Genomic DNA, 12,600 nt, shown 5'->3' on the forward strand with positions numbered 1-12,600 from the left:
TTGTGCGATAAATTTATAAAATAAATTTATAAGTCATCAAGACAAGTTGCGTCTTGTTTATTATTTCAGCAGGCAGTAACGCTTTGTGCTTACTTATAGCTGATAGTCACGCGCTTTAAATGGGGATCGTTATTCACCAACTCACTGCTGACGGCAGAAACTAATTCTTTTGGCATCTCTTTTAACGAAGAGGATATATACCCGTTCTGATATTCCGTCACTTTACCGAAGCAGCTGGAGATAAGCTTTTCATCCTGATGTTTGACGGTGCAGGCCGGTGTGGTAATGGCGCCGGTGAAGCGCACGACGCCAGAGGCGACCTGGCTGCCGGAAAGCGGTTTTGCTTGCAGAGCGAAGGGCAGAATGACCAATGCGCTTAATACGGCTAAGTAATGGTTCATACGCTGTTCCTTTCAGAGTAAAAACACTGCCAATTAAAAAACAAGCGCGCTTGTTTTCATAAAATAAGCTATTTCGTCTGGCGAAATAAAAACGAATGGGCAAAAATCCTACTGCCCGCATTCAATGAATTTGATAATAGGGAGGTAGGATGAGTAAAACCATGATTTGGATCATAGTGAAGACCGGTTAATGATTTCAGGCGCGGGCGGGATAACAGGCTGTGATCGTTCTCTCAGGAAAGTCGGGCAATGGCAGCCGTTTTCGCCCTCGTTGCGCGGCCGCAGCAACGGGGGCGAGAGCGGGATTACAGCATGCCGCTGCTGCCGCAGATGCGGATCTTTTCCGCCACCACTTCTTTCATCGCCAGCTTGCCGGGGACGATGTATTTGCGCGGATCGTTGGCGTCCGGGTGCTGCGAAAAGTAGCTTTTTACCGCATCGGCGAAGGCAATTTTCAGTTCGGTGGCGACGTTGACCTTGCAAACGCCGAGCGAGATCGCGCGCTTGACCATTGCTTCCGGAATGCCGGAGGCGCCATGCAGCACCAACGGCACGTCCACCTGTTCGCGGATCAGCGCCAGGCGTTCGAAGTCCAGCTTCGGTTCGCCGTGGTACAGGCCGTGGGCGGAACCGATCGCCACCGCCAGTGAGTCGATGCCGGTGGCGGCGACAAACTCGCGCGCGGCGGCCGGATCGGTATAGAAGCTGTCCGCCGTATCGACGATCAAATCGTCTTCCTGCCCGCCCAGGCGACCCAGCTCCGCCTCCACGCTGGCGCCGTAGCGGTGACACAGGGCGACCGCGGCGGCCACCTTGGCGATGTTCTGTTCAAACGGCAAGTGGGAAGCGTCGATCATTACCGAGCGAATGCCGCTTTTTACCTTGTGCTCGATGTCGTCCAGTTCTTCGTGATGATCGAGATGCAGCGCCAGCGGCAGATCGTAGCGGTGCGCGGCCGATTGGCAGATGCCGATCAGGTAGTCGGTGCCGGCATAGCTGAAGGTGCCGGGCGTGCCGGCCATGATCACCGGTGAGCGCAGCTCGGCGGCGGTCTCCGCCACCACCTGCACGGTTTCCAGATTGTGGACGTTAAACGCCGGAACGGCGTAACCCTGGCGCTGCGCCTTGAGCAGCATGTCTCGGTTGGCTATCAGATACATGGGATCTCCTTACGGCTCGAGGGAAGGAAAACGGTAAATCGTCACGCCTTTCACCACCCGGTTGACCTCGCCGGTCGGGCAGGGGTTATCCGGGGTCAGCCCCAGCGCCAGCGAACTCTCGAAGGCCAGCATCTGGCTGAACAGCAGATACGGGAACAGCAGCCAGATATCGTCAGCGGCATCGTGCATATGCAGCAGGGCATCGGCGAGAGGTTGGCGTTCACCGGTCAACCCGACCAGCTGCATCGCCTGCCCATCGCGCTGCAGCTCGTTCCACAGATCGCGGTCATACTGGCGGGCATAGTCGTGGTGGGAGAACATCAGCACCACCAATGTCTGGCCGTCGACCATAAATTTCGGGCCGTGGCGCAGGCCGAGCGGCGAGTCGTAGCGCGTAACGATGCGGCCGGCGGTCAGCTCCAGCATCTTGAGCGAAGCCTCTTCGGCGAGGCCGGTAAAGCAGCTGCCGCCGAGGGTGATATAACGGCGGAAACCGCTGGCGGCCAGCGCCTTCACCTGCGGCTGCAGCGTTTCGCGCAGTGTGCGGCAGCGCTGCACCATGGCGTTCAACGGCGCCTGGGCGGCCTCAAGCGACGTTGGGCCGAGCAGCAGCGCGGCGCTCAGCATCATGCAGCTGAAGCTGGAGGTCATGGCGAAGCTCTGATCGTTGGCGCCCTGCGGCATTACCAGCGAGCAGACGTTGCCACGCTGATGCGCGTACTGCGCCAGCCGGCTGTCCGGGTTGCACACCAGCATCAGATGATAGCTTTCCGGCAGCAATTGATCGGCCAGCTCCACCGTCGCCACGCTTTCCGGGCTGTTGCCCGAACGGGCGAAGGAGACCAGCAGCGTCGGCCGGTCAGGGTCGAGATACTGCAGCGGGTTGGCGACAATATCGGTGGTGCCGTAAGCCACCACGTCGCGGCCGGTGCGTTCGCGCAGCCAGGGGGCCAGGGCGCGGCCGGCAAATGCCGAACTGCCGGCGCCGCACAGCACGATTTGCAGGCGCGGATTGGCCAGCAGCGGCGCCAGGAACGGCTGCCATTGCGCCTGTTGATCCTGCAGTTGGCGATGCAGCGTCGCCCACAAATCCGGCTGTTGCCAAATTTCTGCGGCGGTAAGCCAGGCGTTGCGCTGCTTCAGCCAATTCGTCTCGTAAGAGAAATACGCGTTCATGATGACAGCTCCTTAAAAAGCCTCGGTTAACGGTCGGCGATAATCACGTCGATCCCTAAATGGTGCAGCGCCTGCAGATAGTGTTCAGGAATGCGGCTGTCGGTGACCAGGCGGTGGATCTGGCCGATGTCGCGGATCATGCAAAAGCTGGTGCGGCCGAATTTGCTGGCGTCGGCGATGGCGATGACTTCGCGCGCCACCTCGCACATCACCCGGTTCAGCTGCGCTTCGCCCGGATCCGGCGTGGTGATGCCGCTCGCGAGATCGAAGCCGTCGACGCCGAGAAAAAGCTTGTCGAACCGATACTGGCGCAGCTGTTGTTCGGCGGCGGGGCCGTACAGCGACCAGGCTTTGCGGCGCACGCTGCCGCCGACCACCATCAGGTCGATCTGCTCGTTGTTGGCCAGTTCGAAAGCGATGTTGAGCGCGTTGGTCATCACCACCAGATCCTTTTTCCCCGCCAGCTGCGGCGCCATTTGGCTGGTGGTGGAGCCGGAGTCGAGGATGATGGCGTCGCCGTCTTCAATCAGCGCCGCCGCCGCGCAGGCGATGGCGTGTTTTACGTCGCGATTGATGCGGCCCTTGTCCTGCAGCGGGCGGTCGAAGGCGAACTGTTTATTCAACATGGCGCCGCCGTAGGCGCGCACCGCGCAGCCGTGTTTTTCCAGCTGGCGCAGATCGCTGCGGATGGTGACGCTGGACACCGAAAACTGCTGGCTAAGCTGCTCCACGCGCACCGTGCCCTCGCGGCACAGCTGGTCGATAATTAATTCCCGGCGTTTTGCGGTATTGATCATTAATGCAGACTCCTGATTTACCTGTAGCCGTGCCCGACCGCGGCTTAATAAGCCGCAGCGATACCGACCGGAGCGCTTTCAGTTGTTCGTGGCGAATTACAGCAAACGAAACACTGAAATGCAATCGATTAATTTTAAAATATCTATATCTATCAGTTGGTTATATTTGATTTTGCTTTCGATTGAGCGGCAACCGAAAGCGGTGTTAACGCAAAGTGAAAACGGCAAATTCGTTATTTTTCAGTCGCCAATTCCCAGCGCTTATTCATTCAGTCCATCGATGCCGAAAGCCGCAGCGATCGCTCGACAACCGCCGGGCTTTCACTGTTTTTTTTTATGCCGGCGCGCTTAAAAGCGCTGCGCCGCGCACGCCGCTGCTGTCACCGTGCACCGGCGGGAACACCGCCGCCGGTTCCACGCCCGGCAGCAGCCAGCGCCGCATCGCCGGCGGCAACAGCCGATACAGCTCGCCGACGTTGGACAGCCCGCCGCCCAGCACGAAGGCATCGACGTCCAGCAGCAGCTGTAAGCCGGCCAGCGCGCTGGCCAGGATGTCGACGTACATGGTCATCAGCTGTTGTGCGAGCGCATCACCGGCACGATAGCAGGCGACCAGCGCCGGCACGTCGGCGGCCGGATGGGAGAAATGGCGGCTCAGCGCCAGCAGCCCGCTGCCGGAGACGTAGCGTTCAAAGCAGCCGGTCAGCCCGCAGTTGCAGCTGAACAGCGGCAGATCGTAACGCTGCGCCAACTGGGCCGATATCGGCATATGACCCCATTCGCCCGCCACGCCGCTGCGCCCCTTGTGCAGTTGCCGGTTCACCACCAGGCCGCCGCCGGCTCCGGTGCCGATGATGGCGCCGAACACCAGCGGCAGGTGCGCGGTTTGCGGCGTGCTGGCTTCCGACAGCGCGAAGCAGCGGCAGTCGTTCTCGATGGCGATAGGTCGCGCCAGCGCCTGCGTCAGGTCATCCGCCAGGCAATGGCCGGTCAGGCAGGGCACGTTGACCGCTAACTGGCGGCGGCTGACGGGATCGGTGATCCCCGGTAAACCGATGCCGATGCTGCCGCGCGTGTGCAGTTTGCGATCCGCCTGCTCGGCCAGCCCGGCGATGCAGGCCACGAACTCGCCGTAATCGCCGGTTGGGGTGCGCACCCGTTGGAGCAGCACCTGATTGAACCGGCGATCGTAAGCGGCCATTTCAATTTTGGTGCCGCCGATGTCGAAGCCGTAACGCATCTCTCTCATCGCCATGCTTTAGGCTCCGCTTAGGGCGATCACCGCCGCCTCGCGGCGCGCGCGTTCGGCGGCGAACACCATCAGATGGCTCTCCAGCGCTTCCGCCGGGCCGGCCAGCACCTGGCTCGGATCGTTGGCGCGAATAGCCGCGATAAAGTGCTGCATCAGGTAGTAGTCGCCGCCGCCGTGGCCGGCCATGGCGTGCAGATCCTGGCCGGCGTCGGTGTCGTAATGCGTTTCACCGTCGTCGAGGAACGAGGTGATGCGAATATGGCGGCCGTCGCCCTCCAGGCAGCCGCGGCTGCCAAAGATGCGGGTGTGCCGATCTTCGTGGCGGGTAAAGGCCGTCATGGTGAACGACGCGGTGCGGCCGCCGGCGAACTGCATGTTGACCACCTGATGGTCGACCACGTTATTGTCGCAGCGGTAGACGCAGCGGCCGTAAGGCCCGTCTCGCAGCGCCGCCCGCAGAGTCGTCTGGTCGGGTTCTGGCGTCAGCACGCGCAGAAAACCGGGCGTGGCCTTGTGATTGTCGCCCAGATAGATGCGTTTGGCGGAATAGGGGCAGTTTGCCTCTACCGCGCAATCCAGGCAGTTGTCCGCCGCGCCGGCCGGTTGGTTTTCCTGGCGGAAGTGGCGCAGGTTGCCGAAGGAGCTGACCTGTTCGCAGGGCTGCTCCATCACGTAGCGGATCCAGTCGATGTCGTGGCAGGATTTCTGCAGCAGCATAAAGGCGGCCTGCCGATCGTTGCGCCAATTGCCGCGCACGAAGGAGTGCGCCTGATGCCAGTAGCCGACCGGTTCCAAATGTTGCAGGCTGATGATGTCGCCGATCGCGCCGTCGCGCAGCAGCTGCTTGAGCTTTTGGGTATAGCGGGTGTAACGCAGCACGTGGCCGACCGAGAAGATCAGCTTTTGGCGCGTCACCTCGGCGACGATGGCGCGGCACTCGTCGGCGTCCGGCGACAGCGGTTTTTCCAGCAACATGGCGTAGCCCAGGCGGGCGAAGGCCAGCGCCGGTTCGAGGTGCATCTGATCCTGGGTGCAGATCAGCACCGCGTCGGCCAGCTTGCCGGCGCCGGCGGCCTGACGCCAGTCGGTGAAGACGTTTTCCGGCACGATGGCATGCTGCGCCACGAACGGCTCGCGGTAGGCGTCGCGCGGTTCCGCTACCGCCACCACCTGCATCAAATCGGGATGCGCCAGCGCATAGCGCGAGTAGATTTCACCGCGCGCCCCGGCGCCGACCACCAGCACCCGCACCGGGCGATGGGCAAAGCTGTTGGGTTGTGTTGACGACATTGCTGGATACTCCGCTGTTGTTATTTGAGGTTTTGGCCGCTGAGCTCGTCGAACAAATGCGCGCGCGTCAGATCGAATGCCAGATGAATGTTTTCGCCGAGGCGCGGCTCCCAATCCGGCAGCGACGCCATGCGCAGCACGAAGCGCAGATCGGCCAGTTCGCAGTGCAGCAGCTCTTCGTTGCCCATGCGCTCGATAGTGACGATCTGCGCCGGGAAACAGTTGGCGCTGCCGGGCGCGCACAGCCGCAAGGACTCCGGCCGGATGCCGAGACACACCCGCGCATGCGGGTAGTCCGCCAATTGCCGTTGCAGCGCAGGCGGCAGATCGAGCTGGTGCTGCAGGCCGATACGCAGCCGCACCGTTTGGCCGTCGCGCACGATCGCCAGATCGTGCAAATTCATCGACGGGCTGCCGATAAACTCGGCGACGAAACGGTTGGCGGGGTGGTGGTACAGGTTGATCGGTTTATCCACCTGCATGATGGCGCCGCGGTTCATCACGCAAATGCGATCGCCCATGGTCATCGCCTCGACCTGATCGTGGGTGACGTACACCATGGTGGCAGCGGCGCCTTCCTGCTTCAGCTGGTTGTGCAGTTCGATCAGTTGCACGCGCATCGACACCCGCAGCTTGGCGTCGAGGTTGGACAGCGGCTCATCGAACAGGAACACCTTGGGTTTGCGCACGATGGCGCGGCCGACCGCCACCCGCTGGCACTGGCCGCCGGAGAGCTGGCCCGGCTTGCGCTGCAGCAGATTGGTGATCTCCAGCTTTTCCGCCGCGTCGCGCACCCGGCGGTCGATCTCGGCCTTGCTCTCTTTGCCGATCAGGCCGAACGCCATGTTCTTGTACACCGTCATGTGCGGGTACAGCGCATAGTTCTGGAACACCATGGCGACGCCGCGATCCTTCGGCATGCTGTCGTTGACGCAGCGATCGTGGATCAGGATCTGCCCCTCGCTGACGCTCTCCAGCCCGGCGATCATCCGCAGCAGGGTGGATTTGGCGCAGCCGGACGGGCCGACGAACACCATAAATTCCCCATCCTCAATGTCCAGATCGACGCCGTGCAGCGCGTGGAAACCGTTGGGGTACACTTTTTTAACGCTATTTAACTGAATTCCGGCCATGTCGTTTACCTTGTCTGCGCGTTAGCCTTTCACCCCGGCGCTGGCGATGCCCTGGATGAAATAGCGTTGGAAAATAATGAACAGCATCAGCATCGGGATCACCGCCATCAGCGCCCCGGCCATCAGCAACGGGTATTCCACCCCGGCGCGGCTGGAGAGCGAGGCCAGTCCAACCGGCAGCGTCAGCTTCTCGGTGGTGGTATTGACGATCAGCGGCCACATCAGGTTGTTCCAGCTCCACAGGCCGTTGATGATGACGCAGGCGATAATGCCGGGCCGGATCAGCGGCAGCATGATGCGCCAGAAGATGGCGAAGTAGCTGTAACCGTCGATCAACGCCGCTTCCTCCATCTCCTTCGGCACCGCCAGGAAGAACTGGCGCAGCAGAAAGGTGGCGTAAACGCTGAAAATGCCCGGCAGCACCAGCCCGGTGATGCTGTTGACCAGCCCCAGCTTCTGCACCACCAGGAATTGCGGGATCAGAAACGCCTGTCCGGGCACCATCAGGATCGACACGCACACCAGAAACACCGCGTCGCGGCCGCGAAAATGCAGGCGCGAGAAGCCATAGGCGGCCAGGGTGGCGATCGCCATCTGCAGGGTGACGGTGAAGAAGGTCGCCAGCAGCGAGTTGAGATAAAAACCGGCGAACGGGATTTCGTGCATCACCCGGCCGTAGGCCTGCAGGCTGGGATGCGCCGGCAGCAGCGTCAGCGGGATCTGAATGCTCTCGGCCTGGGTTTTCAGCGAGGTCACCAGCATCCAGATAAAAGGCACCACCGAGGCCAGCGCCGCCAGCCCCATAAACAGGTACACCAGCGTTTTCTTGCTTGCGTTCATGTGCAGCTCCTCAGCTGACTTTCAGGCGCTTGCCGATCGCCATTTGAATCAGGGTGATCACCAACGTGACGGCGAACAGCACCACGGTGATGGCGGAGGCGTAACCTTTTTCCTGCAGGTAAAACGCGTACTTGTAGAACAGGTTGGTGACGGTCATCACGTCGTTCTCCACCAGTGCGCGGTCGAACATCAGGAACACCACGTCAAAGATTTGCAGGATCTCGATAAAGCTCATCACCGACACGAAGAACAGCGTCGGCACCATCATCGGCAGCGTGATGCAGAAGAAGCGCCGCAGGGTGCCGATGCCGTCGATGTCCGCCGCTTCGTACAGCTGGCGCGGAATGCTCTGCAGCCCGGCCAGCAAAATGATGATTTTCAGCGCCAGCGACGACCAGATGATGATGATGGACACGCTGATGCGCACCACGTCCGGATCGGACAGCCAGGCGACCGGCGCAATGTGCAGAAGGCCCAACGCCTGATTGATCAGGCCGAAATCCTTGTTGAACAGCCATTGCCACACCATGGCCACCGCCGCGGGCATGGTGACCGCCGGCAGGAACAGCAGAGTGCGCAGCAGGCCTTTGCCGCGGATGTTCTGGTTGAGGCCAATCGCCAGCAGCAGCGACAGGCTCAGGCTGATCGGCACGCAGACCACCACGTAAAACAGGGTGTTGGCGGCGGCAGTGTAGAAGTCGTCGTCTTCAAACAGGTTGAGATAGTTATCGACGCTGATGCTGCTCCAGCGCATGAATTGGTTCAGATCGGTAAAGCTGTAGAAAATGTTCTGCAAAAAGGGGATCAGGTAAAACACCGTCACCCCCAACAGCAGCGGCAGGATCATCACCCAGCCCCAGAAGCGTTCGGCGCGTTCGAGCCGATTGAGCGCGGGGCGGGCGGTGCGCCGGGATGGTTTCAGGGTGACCGTAGCCGTTTCTGCCAGCGACATGTTGCCATTCCTCACCTATGACGTTCAGCGTGGGTCCACCGCGGCGCGCGCTCGGGGCAGCGCGCCGCGGCGGGGCGATTACTGCTCCATGACGCGCGCGATCTTCTTGACCGATTTGTCCATTTCCTGTTTGGCGTCCGCGCCCATAAAGATCTTCTTCAGGCTGGCGATCCACATGTTTTGCCACTTCGGCGTATTGGTGCCGGCGGTGGGGTAAGCCTGGGTCACTTCCAGGGTCTGGATGTAAGGCGAGACGTCGACTTTCTGAATCTGCTGCGCCCAGACTTTGGCCGCCGTCTTGTTGGCCGGGATCACCACCTTGGCCAGCTCCGCCTGTGAGGCCTCGCTGCTCATGAAGGCGATGTATTTCCAGGCGGCCTGCTTGTGGGCGCTTTTCGCCGACATGGCGAAGGCCAAACTGTGGGCCACGCCGGACTGGCGTTCAATTTTGGGCATCATCACCACGCCGATGTGGTCGTTGATCAGCGGGTTATTGGCGAACGGCGCCGCCAGCCAGGAGCCGGCATAGACCATCGCGGCGCGGTTGGACTGGAAGATATTCTCGGTTTTGACTTCGCTCATCTGCTGGGCGCTCGGCATCAGGCCGTCTTTCATCATGCCCTGCAGTTGCTGATAGACCCAGATGGACTTGTCGTTGGCGATGTCGGTAGGCTGGCCATCCTTGGGCACGATGTGATTGCCGTTTTGGAACAGCAGGTTCATGTAGCTGTCCTGGCCGTCGATGCTGAGGTCCATCACCAGCGGGAAGGCGGCGCCTTTCAGCCCGTTTTTCAGCGCGGCGGCTTTGCTCTTCAGATCGTCCCAGCTCCAGTCGCTGGTGGGATAGCTGACGCCGGCCTGATCGAACAGTTTTTTGTTGTACCACACGGCGATGGAATCGACGTCGCGCGGGATGGCCATCTGTTGGCCGTCGTACTGATAGGCTTTCACCGAGCTGGCGACCACGTCGTCCAGTTTAAGGCCGCTGTCCTTAATATAGGGCGCCAACGGCTCCATAATGCCGTTTTTGGCGTACTGCACAAAATAAGGCATATTGATCCAGAATATATCTGGCGCTACGCCGCCGGCAGCGGCGGAATCTAATTTAACGAAATATTGCGCCGAGGGAGTTAATTCTATTTCTATTCTTATATCCGGATTAGCCTGTTCAAAACGCTTGGCAATCTCCTGTTCGGCGGGTAATTGGTTTCTGTCCCAAACGGCATAGCGTAAAGTTATTTTATCTGCGGCATGGAGCAGCGTAGGTAATAATAATGCGCTGGCAAGAATAGAATGCGCCAGCAGGCGGCCGGTATTTTTTATCGGTGACATTGCTTTCCCCTCGGTGAGCGACGAATAGCGTTTTTCGCAACGTAAATTCTTTCTATCCCTTAACTTTCAATGTGTCAATACACCCCCAAACGCCCAAAAATGGGGCGACAATGTTTCGTTGTTGTTAAAATCGAAAGGCTTTCACGGCCAAATGAAAGGCGCTTTCGTTCACATTTCATTAACCTTTTGGCGGGGTTTATCCCCGGTGGCGCGGCATTTAGCGGCCTTCGCAGGCATAGGAATAACTGATAACCTTTGCACCATAATGGGGATTAAAAATATTTTTATTGTGCAAGCTTCAGCTTCTTTCATTTTTGTGATGCAAATAAACAAAAAAATCTTGCTGGGGCTGTCCGAGGAGGGCGCTTGAACGTTTTTTATTGCCGGCTATTGTTTGTGGCGATAAAAGACGCTAGCCTGAATCTCACAACATTTATTCATCAAAAGTAAAGAGGGCGAAATATCATGCGCCTGTCTCTGGTATTTACGCATTGCCTGGAAAAAGTATTTCATCGCCAAAATATGCTGCCCATTGCCGTGGAAAATCGGCTGAGCGGGTTAAATAACGAGGTGCTGTCCTGGCAGGCGGTGTACTGTTTGCAAACTCCGGGCAACGAGACTCGCCATGAGCTGTGTTATCAACTCGACGGGCCGCTGGCGGAGTATATCAGCGTGCGCCAGGTGCAATCGGTGCCGAGCGGTTTTCCCTGTTATCGCGAGACCGATGAGAATTACCTGACCACCGAGCCGGGCTTATTTCCCGATCCGCTGATACCGCTGCCGCAACGGCGTTTTTTTGCCGCCTGCCGCTATTATGGCAGCCTGTGGTTGACCCTGACGCCGCCGGCCGAAGCACAACTGGCCGGCGACTTTCCGTTGACCCTGCGGCTGCTGGATGCCCAGAGCGGCGAGGCGCTGGCCGAGGCCACACTGACGCTGCATCTGGTGCCCGCGGCGTTGCCGCCGCAAACGCTGTTGCACACCGAATGGCTGCACACCGACTGCCTGGCGGATTACTACCGTTTGGCGGTGTTCAGCCCGGCGTACTGGCGCGCGGTACGCAACTTTGTGCGCTGCGCGGTGCAGGCCGGCGTCAATATGCTGCTGACGCCGCTGTTCACGCCGCCGCTGGATACCGCCGTCGGCGGCGAACGGACCACGGTACAGTTGGTGAGGGTGACACATTCGGCGCACGGGTATGGCTTCGATTTCAGCCGTTTGGCGCAGTGGGTGGCGTTGGCGCAGGAAGAGGGCATCGAGCACTTCGAAATCGCGCCGCTGTTTACCCAATGGGGCGCGGCGCATGCGCCGAAGATAGTGGTGGAGGAGCAGGGCGAGACGCGAACGCCGTTCGGCTGGCACACCGATGCGCAGGGCGAAGCGTATCAGCGTTTCCTACAGGCGCTGCTGCCGGCGTTGACCGCCTGGTTCCGCGAACGGGGGCTGGAACGGCAGGTATGGTTCCATGTTTCCGATGAGCCGACGTTGGACAACCTGGCGGCCTACCGGCGCGCCAGCGCCGCGCTGCGCCCGCTGCTGGATGGCTTCCGCACCTTCGATGCGCTGTCGGATTTCGCGTTTTATCAGCAAGACCTGGTGGAAACCCCGGTCGTTGCGACCGACCACCTCGAACCTTTTATCGAACACCAGGTCCCCGGCCTGTGGGCCTATTACTGCTGCGTGCAGAAGACTGAGGTCGCCAATCGCTTCTTCGCTCAGCCTTCGGCGCGCAACCGCATATTGGGCGTGCAGCTGTATCTGTACCGCATCGCCGGCTTTCTGCACTGGGGATTCAACTTCTATAACAGCGCCCATTCGCGTGAACGCATCAATCCGTACGCGGTGACCGACAGCGGCCATGCGTTTCCCTCCGGCGATCCGTTCGTGGTCTATCCCGGTGAGGATCTGCAGCCGGTGGAGTCGCTGCGCCTGCGGGTGCTGCACCAGGGTCTGCAGGACATGCGCGCGCTGCAGCTGCTGGAGAGTTTGACCGATCGGGCGACGGTGGAAGCGCTTATAGAAAGTGAGCTGGGCATGCGCATCACCTTCAAGCGTTATCCGCACCAGGCCGGGCCGCTGCTGCGCCTGCGCGACGCGGTAAACCGCCGCATCGAAGCGTTGCTGGCGCCGATGTGAAGGCAAGTGGGGGCGAAAATGCGTCTTTCACTCCCAATTCGCCATTACTTTGCTATACCTGATAGTCGATGGATTCACTTTATTGTCATGTAACTGACATGTCAGAGTCACGGCTCTGGCTTAAGTTTGCA

The 12,600-nt window shown here is 60.0% G+C and carries 11 protein-coding genes; 1 reads left to right on the forward strand and 10 read right to left on the reverse strand.

Annotated elements, in window-relative coordinates; all coding sequences use genetic code 11:
- Positions 1 to 89 precede the first annotated feature (89 nt).
- The 10 genes from ACJ8OK_RS05060 to ACJ8OK_RS05105 form a co-directional block, all read right to left on the reverse strand.
- On the reverse strand, positions 90 to 401 hold the full coding sequence (locus tag ACJ8OK_RS05060) for a hypothetical protein (protein ID WP_015377982.1): 312 nt from the start codon (positions 399 to 401) through the stop codon (positions 90 to 92).
- Positions 402 to 706: 305 nt separating this feature from the next.
- On the reverse strand, positions 707 to 1,561 hold the full coding sequence (locus ACJ8OK_RS05065) for a tagatose bisphosphate family class II aldolase (protein ID WP_033632947.1): 855 nt from the start codon (positions 1,559 to 1,561) through the stop codon (positions 707 to 709).
- 9 nt (positions 1,562 to 1,570) lie between these two features.
- Positions 1,571 to 2,737 carry an SIS domain-containing protein gene (locus tag ACJ8OK_RS05070; protein WP_442530415.1) on the reverse strand — a complete coding sequence of 389 codons (1,167 nt, stop codon included), beginning with the start codon at positions 2,735 to 2,737 and terminating at the stop codon, positions 1,571 to 1,573.
- A 26-nt stretch (positions 2,738 to 2,763) separates the two neighbouring features.
- Positions 2,764 to 3,534 (reverse strand): transcriptional repressor AgaR, encoded by a 771-nt coding sequence (gene agaR, locus ACJ8OK_RS05075; RefSeq protein ID WP_021503775.1) that lies wholly within the window; start codon positions 3,532 to 3,534, stop codon positions 2,764 to 2,766.
- Between the two features lie 334 nt (positions 3,535 to 3,868).
- The gene (locus ACJ8OK_RS05080) at positions 3,869 to 4,774 is read right to left on the reverse strand and encodes an ROK family protein (RefSeq protein WP_033632949.1); all 906 of its coding nucleotides are present in this window, start codon (positions 4,772 to 4,774) and stop codon (positions 3,869 to 3,871) included.
- 18 nt (positions 4,775 to 4,792) lie between these two features.
- Entirely contained in the window at positions 4,793 to 6,076 is a 1,284-nt protein-coding gene (locus ACJ8OK_RS05085; protein WP_033632950.1) for a Gfo/Idh/MocA family protein, read from the reverse strand.
- 20 nt (positions 6,077 to 6,096) lie between these two features.
- A complete protein-coding gene (locus tag ACJ8OK_RS05090) occupies positions 6,097 to 7,209 on the reverse strand; it encodes an ABC transporter ATP-binding protein (RefSeq protein WP_004938255.1) in 1,113 nt (370 codons plus the stop codon).
- Positions 7,210 to 7,230: 21 nt separating this feature from the next.
- The gene (locus tag ACJ8OK_RS05095; RefSeq protein ID WP_004938251.1) at positions 7,231 to 8,049 is read right to left on the reverse strand and encodes a carbohydrate ABC transporter permease; all 819 of its coding nucleotides are present in this window, start codon (positions 8,047 to 8,049) and stop codon (positions 7,231 to 7,233) included.
- Between the two features lie 10 nt (positions 8,050 to 8,059).
- Positions 8,060 to 9,001 (reverse strand): carbohydrate ABC transporter permease, encoded by a 942-nt coding sequence (locus ACJ8OK_RS05100; RefSeq protein ID WP_025302955.1) that lies wholly within the window; start codon positions 8,999 to 9,001, stop codon positions 8,060 to 8,062.
- A 78-nt stretch (positions 9,002 to 9,079) separates the two neighbouring features.
- Positions 9,080 to 10,333, reverse strand: coding sequence for an ABC transporter substrate-binding protein (locus ACJ8OK_RS05105; protein WP_442530416.1), 1,254 nt, complete (start codon positions 10,331 to 10,333; stop codon positions 9,080 to 9,082).
- Between the two features lie 465 nt (positions 10,334 to 10,798).
- Between ACJ8OK_RS05105 and ACJ8OK_RS05110 the strand changes: the two genes are divergently transcribed.
- Positions 10,799 to 12,469: a DUF4091 domain-containing protein gene (locus tag ACJ8OK_RS05110; RefSeq protein WP_442530417.1), complete on the forward strand. Its 1,671-nt coding sequence runs from the start codon at positions 10,799 to 10,801 to the stop codon at positions 12,467 to 12,469.
- The last annotated feature ends 131 nt before the right edge of the window (positions 12,470 to 12,600 follow it).

The organism is Serratia sp. CY71090, assembly GCF_052166845.1.
Classification (GTDB): domain Bacteria; phylum Pseudomonadota; class Gammaproteobacteria; order Enterobacterales; family Enterobacteriaceae; genus Serratia; species Serratia nematodiphila.